This is a genomic window from Micromonospora sp. NPDC048999 (assembly GCF_040649295.1).
Taxonomy (GTDB): domain Bacteria; phylum Actinomycetota; class Actinomycetes; order Mycobacteriales; family Micromonosporaceae; genus Micromonospora.
The window spans coordinates 57,778-66,461 of the sequence record NZ_JBEZFI010000034.1; the positions used below are offsets into that span (position 1 = coordinate 57,778).

10 protein-coding genes are annotated in these 8,684 nt (G+C 71.2%); 6 read left to right on the forward strand and 4 right to left on the reverse strand.

Annotated elements, in window-relative coordinates; genetic code table 11:
• Positions 1–16: 16 nt before the first annotated feature.
• A complete protein-coding gene (locus AB0C02_RS26010) occupies positions 17–658 on the reverse strand; it encodes a DedA family protein (protein WP_357551560.1) in 642 nt (213 codons plus the stop codon).
• A 201-nt stretch (positions 659–859) separates the two neighbouring features.
• Between AB0C02_RS26010 and AB0C02_RS26015 the strand changes: the two genes are divergently transcribed.
• Complete coding sequence (locus AB0C02_RS26015; protein WP_357551561.1) at positions 860–1,279, forward strand: ATP-binding protein; 420 nt, start codon at positions 860–862, stop codon at positions 1,277–1,279.
• A gap of 88 nt (positions 1,280–1,367) precedes the next feature.
• Here AB0C02_RS26015 and AB0C02_RS26020 read toward each other — a convergent pair whose 3' ends face one another.
• Positions 1,368–2,594, reverse strand: coding sequence for a cellulose-binding domain-containing protein (locus tag AB0C02_RS26020; protein WP_357551562.1), 1,227 nt, complete (start codon positions 2,592–2,594; stop codon positions 1,368–1,370).
• 338 nt (positions 2,595–2,932) lie between these two features.
• Between AB0C02_RS26020 and AB0C02_RS26025 the strand changes: the two genes are divergently transcribed.
• Positions 2,933–3,595, forward strand: a complete 663-nt coding sequence (locus tag AB0C02_RS26025) for a C39 family peptidase (RefSeq protein WP_357551563.1) — start codon at positions 2,933–2,935, stop codon at positions 3,593–3,595.
• 22 nt (positions 3,596–3,617) lie between these two features.
• Positions 3,618–4,739: a hypothetical protein gene (locus AB0C02_RS26030; RefSeq protein WP_357551564.1), complete on the forward strand. Its 1,122-nt coding sequence runs from the start codon at positions 3,618–3,620 to the stop codon at positions 4,737–4,739.
• Positions 4,740–4,778: 39 nt separating this feature from the next.
• Here the strand turns inward: AB0C02_RS26030 and AB0C02_RS26035 are convergent, their stop codons facing one another.
• Positions 4,779–5,399, reverse strand: a complete 621-nt coding sequence (locus AB0C02_RS26035) for a PadR family transcriptional regulator (protein ID WP_357551565.1) — start codon at positions 5,397–5,399, stop codon at positions 4,779–4,781.
• Positions 5,400–5,489: 90 nt separating this feature from the next.
• Here AB0C02_RS26035 and AB0C02_RS26040 point away from each other — a divergent pair, with 90 nt between their 5' ends.
• From AB0C02_RS26040 to AB0C02_RS26050, 3 genes are read left to right on the forward strand one after another with little or no spacing between them, the layout of a single operon-like run.
• Positions 5,490–6,281 (forward strand): alpha/beta hydrolase, encoded by a 792-nt coding sequence (locus tag AB0C02_RS26040; protein ID WP_357551566.1) that lies wholly within the window; start codon positions 5,490–5,492, stop codon positions 6,279–6,281.
• Positions 6,266–7,120 (forward strand): PIG-L family deacetylase, encoded by an 855-nt coding sequence (locus tag AB0C02_RS26045; RefSeq protein ID WP_357551567.1) that lies wholly within the window; start codon positions 6,266–6,268, stop codon positions 7,118–7,120. The genes AB0C02_RS26040 and AB0C02_RS26045 overlap by 16 nt, the downstream gene beginning before the upstream one ends.
• A 46-nt stretch (positions 7,121–7,166) precedes the next feature.
• Entirely contained in the window at positions 7,167–7,601 is a 435-nt protein-coding gene (locus tag AB0C02_RS26050; protein ID WP_357551568.1) for a low temperature requirement protein A, read from the forward strand.
• Positions 7,602–7,767: 166 nt separating this feature from the next.
• Here AB0C02_RS26050 and AB0C02_RS26055 read toward each other — a convergent pair whose 3' ends face one another.
• A complete protein-coding gene (locus AB0C02_RS26055) occupies positions 7,768–8,352 on the reverse strand; it encodes a hypothetical protein (protein ID WP_357551569.1) in 585 nt (194 codons plus the stop codon).
• Between the last annotated feature and the right edge of the window lie 332 nt (positions 8,353–8,684).

An 8,684-nucleotide genomic window follows, 5' to 3' on the forward strand; every position in this document is an offset into this window, starting at 1 on the left:
CTCAGGCCTCGGCGGCTTACCTTTCGGGCGGCCTGGCGCGTTTCCCTCTTTCGCGTCGGGCCGCCCGGCGGGCCCGGATCACCCGGACCAGCACCAGCAGCACCACGAGGGCCAGCAGTGCCTCGCTGCTCCAGCCCAGCCGCTGTTCCAGTACCCGGTACGACGCCCCGAACAGGTATCCCGCCACCGCCACGGCCGCCGCCCAGACCGCGCCGCCGGTCACGTTCGCGATGGTGAAGGCGCCGTGCGCCATGCCGCTCATCCCCGCGAGGCCGGGCACGAGCGTGCGCAGCGCCGCCACCCAACGGCCCAGCACCACCGCGAGGACGCCCCGGCGGCGGATCAGGTCCAACCCCCGGCGCACGTCGGCCGAGTGGACGAGCCGACGGGGCACGCGGTCGAGCAGTCGAGGGCCGTAGCGGCGGCCGACCAGGTAGCCGACCTGGTCGCCGAGCGCCGCCCCGGCGATCGCGGCCACCACCACGGCCCACAGCGACAGCCGTCCCTGGTTGGCGACCACGCCGCCGACCAGCACCGCCACCTCGCCCGGCACGACCAGTCCGAGGAAGGTCGACGCCTCCAGCGCCGGAAGCAGGAAGACCAAGGTCAGGACCAGGGCCGGTGGCAGCACGGCCAGCACGTTCAACACCCGATCCATCTGCCGATTGTCACCCGCGGCCCGGCCGAATCCCCCCGGGCCGGCGCAGCTTCCGGCGGGTTGGTTGGGTTGTTCCGACCGGGACGAGCCGCCGGGTCGAGGAGTGAACAACGGCCTCACCGGGGACAATAGGGCGAGGACAGGTGACAGCGCCAGCGAGCGGCCAGGCCCGCCGGACGTGCGCGGGACGGGGGGCCGAACGTGGAGGACGGGGCAGCCGCCACCGCACCGGCGGTCTTCACCGTCGCCGTGCCGGCCGACCCGGGCCAGCTCGCGCCGACCCGGGAGCGCCTGCGTGGTTGGCTGCACGCTTCGGGCGTGAACGATTGGGACGTCGAGGCGGTGCTGATCGCCACCGGGGAGGCGTGCGCGAACGCCATCGAGCACGGCTGCCGGTTCGCCGCGGGCGAGATCTTCACCCTCCGGGCCGAGCTGCGCGACCATCGGCTGGAGGTCGAGGTACGCGACGACGGCGGCTGGCGGGAGAGCGCGGACGGACCCGGCGCCGACCGGGGTCGAGGCCGGTTGATCATGGCGCGGGTGATGGACGAGGCGACCGTCGTCGGCACCCCAGAGGGCACGACCGTACTCCTCGTCAAGCATCTGCCGGTCGGCAGCTGACGGTCCCGGCGGCGGACGGTGCGCGATCCCGGGGCGGCTCGGCGCCCCCGGGCCGGGCGACCGCCGTAGGACGCCCGGCCCGGGATGATCAGCAGCCGATCCGGGTGGCGCCGAGCGCCACGTCATCGAACCAGAGGGTGTCGGCCGCGCTGCCGTAGCTCTCCCAACCCAGCTTGAGGTCGGTGAGCCGGGGCCGCCAGGTGCGGTTGTACCACTGCCCGTCGATATCGTGGGTCGGTACGCCGTCGGCGGTGAGGCCGGCGACCGCGACGCCGTCCAGCCAGGTGCGCAACTGGCCGGCGGCGCCGTCCACCATGAACTCCACGCAGGACCAGCGGCCGGTGGGCAGCGGCACGCTCAGCGCCACCCCAGCCGGGCTCTGCTCCGGCAGGGTGGCGTCGTCGGAGGCCCGGTTCCACTGGAGGGCACGGTTCTGGCCGCCCATCCGAAGGTCCCGGTTGCCGTCCGCGGCGTCGTTCATGGCGAGCAGCGTCACGTGGTCGACGGGAAGCGCGGTGGTGTGCCGGACCCAGAGCCGGCCGTAGCGAACCTGCCCGAGCGCACTGAGGTCCCGGTTGGCCCGGACGAACACATGGTTGCAGTAGCCGCCCGCACCGTTGATCCGGATCGACCGGGAACCGCTGTGCGCCGTGGTGGTGTCCACGGCGGCGACACCGGCCCCGGCGCAGTCCGGCTGGACCACCGTCCAGTCGCCGGTCGGGGTTGACCCGGTCTGGTTCTCGAAACCGTCGCAGAGCACCGCGCCACCGCAGCCGGCCGGCGGCGTACCGGTGGGGGTCGGCGAGGTCGTCGGGGGCGGACTGCTCGGCGGAGCCGTCGTCGGCGGGGCGGTGGTGGGCGGGGCCGTGGTGGGCCGGGCCGTGGTCGGGGCCGGCGTGGCGCCGTTGCACGGTACGCCGTTCAGGGCGAAGCCGGTCGGGGGCGGCGCGGCCGAGCCGACGGTGCCCTGCACGCCGAACTCGGTGGTGCCGCCCGCCGGCACGCTGCCGTTCCAGTCCGCGTTGCGGGCGGTGACGGTCCTGCCGGACTGACTGACCACGGCGCTCCAGCCGCCGGTGATCTGCTGGTCACCGGGGTACGTCCAGGTGACCGTCCAGCCGTTCAGCGGGGTGTCGCCCGGGGCGACGCGGACGGTGGCGGTGAAGCCGCCGGGCCACTCGTTCGGCTGGTAGTCGATCCGGCAGCCCTGCGCGGCGGTGGCCGGGCCGGCGGCCAGCGGGGTGACGACGGCGGCGGCGACCAGGGTGGCCGCGGCCGCGACGAGCGGGGTGAGACGGGCGCGGAAAATCCTCATCGGGGTCCTCTCGGCGGACCGCCGGTCGGTGACCGACGGCACGGACGTGCGGGGACCTCGCGTGCCGACGCGCGCGATCACGCGTACGGGGATGCCCGGCTCGGGCTCGAAATGCAGCCGCCACAGGGCGGCGCCCGCCGGTCAATGTAGTGACGTTGACCGATGGTCGGCAACAGGTGTCCGCGCCCTGGGACGCGACACGGCCCCCGCTACGCCTGACGATCAGGCGAGTCGCGGGGCACATGCATCGACCGGACCCGATAGCATCCCAACCATCAACATCGATCTCGAAGGGGTGTATCAGGTTGTCAAAAATTCTACAAAGGACAGTGTCCGTAGTGCTGGCCGCGGGCCTGGTCGTCGCGGGATTCGCGGGCCCGGCCAGCGCCGGCACCGGGTCGAGCCCGGTCTCCGCCGGCGGCGTCCTGCCCAACAATGCCCCGTCGGACGCCACGGCTCGGAACAAGGAGACCCAAGCCTCGGCCGGCGGCGGGTTCTCGGTGCTGGCCACCAGCGAGTCCAAGCGCCTGACGATCACGACCCAGGCGCAAGAGACGAACTACTGGTGCTCGCCCGCCGCCGGCCGCGCGGCACTGTCCGCGCTCTCGGCCACTGTGCCCAGCCAGAGCACACTTGCCTGGCGCATGGACACAACGTCCAGCGGCACCGTCACGACCAACATCGCACCCTCGCTGAACGCGTACCAGAGCAAGAACAACTACGTGCGGTCGACCGGCATGACGCTGGACAACTACCGGACGTACCTCCGGGCCGGGATCGTCACCTACGCGGCGCCGTCCATCCTCAACGTGCAGATGTCGAAGCTGCCCTGGTACAGCAACGTCAGCGGTGGCCACTCCGTCACCTCCTACGGCTACGCGACCGCCACAAAGGTGTGGAACCTCGACATCTACGATCCCTGGGACAACATCCGGCACACGGGCACGGCGTCCGGCACGATGTACGACGCCGCAATCAACAACCACGAAATGATCTGGTAGTGCGTTGATGCGATGCAGGCGAGTGATCAGCGGCTGGGTGGTTGCGCTGTTGGCGCTCGCCTGCACGGCGTGCTGGCCCGGCGACACGCGGCCGCGGTCGGCCGTCCGGGCGGAGCCGATTGCCGGGGCGACGCTCGGGTTGCCGGACTTTCTGCGGATCGAGGCGGCGGTCCGACTGCCGGCCGGGATGTGGCCGTGGCGTTACGGCTCCCGGGCCGGGGGAGGCCATCTGGCGTTCGGGCTGGTCCCCGACGGGATGGATCCCTTCGACGGAGAGCAGCCGGCCGACCAGTTCGGCCGGTACGCCGTCGTGGACCTCAAGACGAACAACATCGATGTCAGACGAACCGTCGTACGCGGCGCGTCCAGCACCGCGAACGTGGTGCTCGACACGGGCACGGGGGAACACCTCGTACGGGTGGAGTCCTGGCCGGAGGCCGAGCCCGACAAGACCTGCCCCGACAACCCGCAGTACTGCTGGAGTTGGGCAGTCTTCGCCCGCGCGCTCCCCGACGGCAAGGACGTCGAGGTGGATCGCAGTCGCGCGCCCGGCGTCCAGTTCATCGTTCCGGACCCGGTCGTCACCGCCGACGCGGTGCTGTGGCAGTCCATCAGCGAAACCGAGTCCCGTGTGATCCGCTGGAGCCCGGACGGCGGGACCACGAAGCTCGGCGGTGACGACCTGCCTCCGGGATCCCTCACCGCCGCCGACGACGCCTGGATCGGCTCTTCACCCCGCTTCGGGCACCAGCTCATCCGGGTCCCCCTCGACGGGTCGGCGCCGGCCGCGCTCAACCTCCCCGAGCGGGCGGCGTACGCCGCCGTCCGTGGGCGCCACTTCGCCTACCGCAACGAGCTCCCGGAAAGCGGTGTCGAGCTGCTGCTCGGCGACCTCAACGACCCGGGCAAGGCCGTGCCCATCCACCGGGTGACGGACATCTACTGGCTCCTCTGGGTCAGCGACGACGCGCTGCTCATCGCCACCCCACAGGGCGTCCGGTTGGTCCGCACCGACCACACCTGGTCCACCGTGCCGGTGGACAACCGCTTCGCGGCACACAACGACCGCGACCGAGTCACTTTCCTGCTCGACTCCGGCGAGCGACGCACGATCGTGGTCGCCCACGTCGAGGCCGACCGCTGACCTGGACCACCAGGACGGGGGATCATGCCGGAGGGCCGGTCACTGGCGGCGTTGCCTGCCCGCCAGTTCGTCGAGCTGGCGAAGGGAGTCCCAGGCGCCGGGATCCGTCGTGCTGTTCCACTGGGTGATCTGCTTCCTGGCCCAGCGTGCCCAGCTCAGCACCGCTTTCTCCTGCTCGTACTGCAGCCGCAGCCCGATGGCGCTCAGGTGAGCCCGCTGCGGGAAGGGTATCGGCCGCGCCGCTGCCATCGCCGCCAGCTCGGCGATCCGGCCGTTCGCCTCGTCCTCGATCCTGCCCAGCGTGGCAAGCAGCTGGTCCGGTGACCCCGCATCGGCGAAGAAGACCTTCACCATGCCCTCGAACTCTATGCTGCGCGGCGCCGGCGGCTCGCTCAGCCACTCCGCGAGGGTCGCGCGCCCCTGCGGGGTGATGCGGTAGACGGTTCTCCCCCGCAGGCCCGTCCGCTCTCTGGTCGCCGTCGCCAGGCCCTGCTCGACCAGCCGCTTCGGCTCGTCGTACAGCTTGCGTTCCGCGCGGGGCCAGAACCAGTTGAGGCTGCGCTTGACCTGCTTGGCGAGCTCGTACGTCGTCCAGTCGCGGACCGCGAGCAGCCCCAGCAGCGCGTAGGAGGTGGTCGTTCTGGCTCCGGTCGTGGTCATGACAGCAACGTTGACATACTGCCCTGGGCAGTGTCTACTCGCCGCCGTCGATACTGCAGAGGGCAGTATCGAGAAGGGAGGGCGAAAACGATGACCGTCACCGACCCCGCCCAGGTCGCGTACGACGACCTCGGCACCGGCGGACCGGCGCTGCTGTTCCTGCCCGGCTGGTGCGGCGACCGCACCGTGTTCGACCCGCTGCTGCCGCGGGTGGCCTCGCACCGCCGGGCGATCTCCATGGACCTGCGCGACCACGGTGAGTCCGAGCGCACCGAGACGGATTTCGGCACCGGCGAGGTGGTGGCGGACGCGATCGCCCTGCTTGAGCGGACCGGCGCCGAGCAGGTGGTGCCGGTCGGACTTTCCCACGCCGGCTGGGCCGCGATCGAGCTACGCCGGCGTCTCGGTGCCGACCGGGTGCCGGCGATCGTGCTGCTCGACTGGATGGTGCTGGGTCCGCCGCCCGGATTCCTCGACGCGCTCGCGGGCCTGCAACAGCCGCAGGCGTGGGAGCAGGTGCGTTCCGCGTTGTTCGCCATGTGGACGACCGGCATCGACGTGGCGCCGCTGCACCGCTACATCGCCGGCATGGCCGCGTACGGCTTCCGCCACTGGCGGCGGGCCGGTCGGGAGATCTACGCCGCCTTCACCGCCGAGGGCACCCCACTGGCCGCGCTGGAGCGGCTCGACGTGCCCTGTCCGACGCTGCACCTTTACGCTCAGCCCGCGGACGACGGCGTGCTCGCGGCGCAACGCGAGTACGGCGTCGAGAATTCCTGGTTCCGCGCGCACCGCCTCGCGGCCCGCAGCCACTTCCCCATGTTCGAGGTACCCGACGAGGTAGCGACGGCCATCGAGGACTTCCTGTGCACGGCCCGGTGATCGACGCGGGTGTGCCACCGCGACTGATGCTCGTGGTGGCACACCCGGACGACGAGACGTTCGGCTGCGGGTCGTTGCTACTGCATGCGGCGGCCTCGGGGGCCACGACCGCGGTGTGCTGCGCGACGCGCGGCGAGGCCGGACAGCCGGCGCCCGGCAGCGGCGTCACCCGGGAGGAACTCCCGACCGTACGCGAGCGGGAGCTACGCGCCGCGGCCCGCTTGCTGCGGGTGTCGCGGGTGGACGTGCTCGACTTCGCCGACTCCGGCATGTCCGGGCCGGCCGGGCCGGACACCCTGGCCGGCGCCGAGTTCGCCGACGTATGCGACCGGGTCAGGGATTGTCTCGAAGATTTCCAGCCGCACGTGCTCGTCACCCTCGACGCCGGTGACGGGCACCGGGACCACGCCCGGATCCGGGACGCAACCCTCGCCGCGGCCCAGCAGGCCCATTGGCAGGTGGACCGGCTCTACCTGCACTGCCTCCCACAAGTCCTCATGCGCCGCTGGCTCGAACACATCGCCCGGGAACACCCGACCTCGCAGCATCTCGAGGCGGACGTGCCCGGCACCCCGGAGGAGCTGATCACCACGGTCGTGGACACCGGGCGGTATCTGGCCGAGCGGGAACGGGCGAACGCCGCGCACGCGTCGCAGGTCTCGCCGTACGACGGGCTGCCCGTCGACCTCCGGCTCGCTTTCCTCACCGCGGAGCACCTCCGCCGGGTGGTACCCGCCTGGAACGGCGGGGACCGCGAGCGGGACATGTTCCCCCAGGTGACCGGCGCCGCTCGGCACGTCGCCACTTCGGCCCCTCACCACGGCTCCTACCGACAATAATTTGGAGGAATATCATCCGAAAAGGGATAAAGGCAGGTGATCCAGCGTGGCCAGGTCGGGTGGCTCGGCCACGGCCGTAGGGAGCCAGCACCGTCCGGGGCATGTGGGCTTCGTGGAGCTGTTCTTCGACGTGGTGTTCGTCTTCGCGTTCACCCGGTTCTCCGAGCGGCTGCTCGAGAATTTCACCTGGCTGAACACCTGGACGACGCTGGTGCTGATGCTGGCCATGTGGTGGCTCTGGTACCGGACGGTCTGGACGACCAACAGGTACGACCCGGACCGGCCAGCCATCCAACTCATCTGGTCCCGCCCCGTCGGGGTGTTCCTGCTCGCCGCGCTGGCCCCGGCGGCGCTCAGGCTGCCGCCGATCGTGGTCGCCGTGATCGTCGCGGTGGTGCTGGCCGGGATCGCCCTGTCCAACGTGATCGCGTGGCGGTTGGTCCCGCGGGCGCTCGCCCCGCCGCACACCCAGGCCCGTTGAATCCGCGGACACCCGCGAATCGCCTCCGCCTTCAGCAGCGTGCCAGGGTGCGTTGACACCAGATCAGCGGCGGCAGATGGGCGACGAACGACGACGCGCCAACGCTTACTCAGGGCGCGGTGCCCCATAACGGTCCGATGGCGCCTAGGAAGGCCTCTCCACCTGCTTACTGCCTCGCCGTACGTGCACGTACCTCAGGCTCGGGAGCGCTCGGACTCGGCAACGGACGACGGACCTGGTCCACCGGGCCCCCGCGGACACCCAGACTGCCGCGCGCGGCACGGTAGAAGTCGTCACGCCCCTGGTCGGCGCGGCGTATCAGCTCGGGAAGGCCGATCGGCGGACTCGGCAGGGCCCGGGCGGCCCCCTCGATATCGCGGACGGCGTCCCGCCACTCCGAGGCGGCGCGAACCGTGCCCTCGTCACCAAGCAGGAGCATCGCCTCCCAGGTCAACGTGTGGCGGACATCCGCCTCATCCAGCCGGGCCAATCCTTCGTCCCGGTCCAGCGACGGCCGGCGCGCCCCGGGCCGGTGATCGCCGAGCATCTGGGTCGCCACGGCGTGGATCTCCTTGACCGCCCTGGTGAAATCGACGTACGCGTCGAGACGGCGCTCGTCCCACCGGACGGTCTGGCCCCGCCGCCAGCGGGCGCGCTCGCCCACAGTCGTGGCGACCATGGTGCCGACCGTGCCGACCAGGACACCGACCAGCGCCGGCACCTGCGCCAACAGGCTTGCCACCACACTCATCAGCCACCCCCCGACACCGTGTGATCACATCATCCACGCAGGACTCTTTCGCTCCTGACACGGGTGTCGCCATCAGCCCCCTGATGGACAGCACTGGTACCGGTCTGTCGCCTTCAGCGCGAGCAGGGCAAGACCCTGAACGCGTGAGCCAGCCGCAGATGTGAGGCCAAGCTATTGCCAGACTGCGATCTCCACCGCCGCTTCGCTTGGCTGAGTACCTACTGAGGGCGTGATGTGGGCTCTTCGAACTTGAGCGGGGTTCGCGGCTGGGCCGACCCGAGAGTGAGGGGCTCGCAGCTCGTCAGTGATCATCGGAGTGTCTAGTTCGGATG